Here is a 749-nt window from a genome sequence, read left to right as displayed (position 1 = left end):
CAAGAGAACTTAGATATCCTGAGCGAAACTCACAACATCACACGTTTTGCCCTTTTCGATCAGTTCCCGTACACCCACCACATGGAAGCGGGCGTGTTCCTAGAGCGTAAAGCGAAATAGAACGGTAAAGACAAAAGAACCGACCCATCGAGATCGGTTCTTCAAACCAAAAAAAACGAGCCCAATGGCTCGTTTTTTAGTATCTGTTTAATGCGAGTTAAGCCGCTTTGGACATAAACCCTAGCTTCTTACCTACCCATGCCAGTAATAGCATGGCTACGATAATTGCAAAGAAGTTCGAGCCCGCTTCTGGGTGTTGTGCTTTCACAAACGCAGAGTGACCAAATGCACCAACGAAGAAACATGCTAGGCCTACTAGTGGAATATCTTCAGACACAGGGTTTGCTAGGTATTCTTGATATAAGGCTTGAACAGCCAGTACTAGCGCAATAAGAGGGAAAATAGAGAAACCAACTTCGCTCATCGTTACCCAAGATAACAATGCATCACCACACACACCCGCTACTAGAGCCAGTACCAGTGTTTTTCTTTCTGAACCGCGGTTCACAGTATTCTTTTCATTCGACATTATTCAATCCCGCCTTTTAGTCGGTTACGTTCACGTTCTTTGCGATACCAATAAGCCCCTTTGGCCATCATTCGCAATTGCATGATCAGTCGCTCAGCCAATTCATCGCGCTGGCGTCGATCTAAATCTAATGCTTCTTCTCCAGAATTAAACACCAAAA

1 protein-coding gene and 2 pseudogenes are annotated in these 749 nt (G+C 44.7%); 1 reads left to right on the top strand and 2 read right to left on the bottom strand.

Features of this window, described 5'->3' with window-relative positions; genetic code table 11:
- Positions 1–120: pseudogene (locus tag KIV40_RS34540) on the top strand (tRNA (uridine(54)-C5)-methyltransferase TrmA); the annotation flags it as partial.
- Positions 121–217: 97 nt separating this feature from the next.
- On the opposite strand, the gene KIV40_RS34535 reads toward KIV40_RS34540, so the two are convergent.
- A complete protein-coding gene (locus KIV40_RS34535; protein WP_285353963.1) occupies positions 218–589 on the bottom strand; it encodes a YijD family membrane protein in 372 nt (123 codons plus the stop codon).
- A pseudogene (locus KIV40_RS34530) lies at positions 589–749 on the bottom strand (DNA-binding transcriptional regulator FabR); the annotation flags it as partial. The gene KIV40_RS34535 and the pseudogene KIV40_RS34530, both read right to left, overlap by 1 nt.

The sequence above is a fragment of the Vibrio sp. D173a genome (genome assembly GCF_030248475.1).
Note: the sequence above shows the minus strand (reverse complement) of the source record. Positions and strands in the feature narration are given on the sequence as shown.

Excerpts from the sequence above, each read along its gene's own strand:
- KIV40_RS34535 (WP_285353963.1), bottom strand. The coding sequence starts at position 589 with ATGTCGAATGAAAAGAATACTGTGAACCGCGGTTCAGAAAGAAAAACA.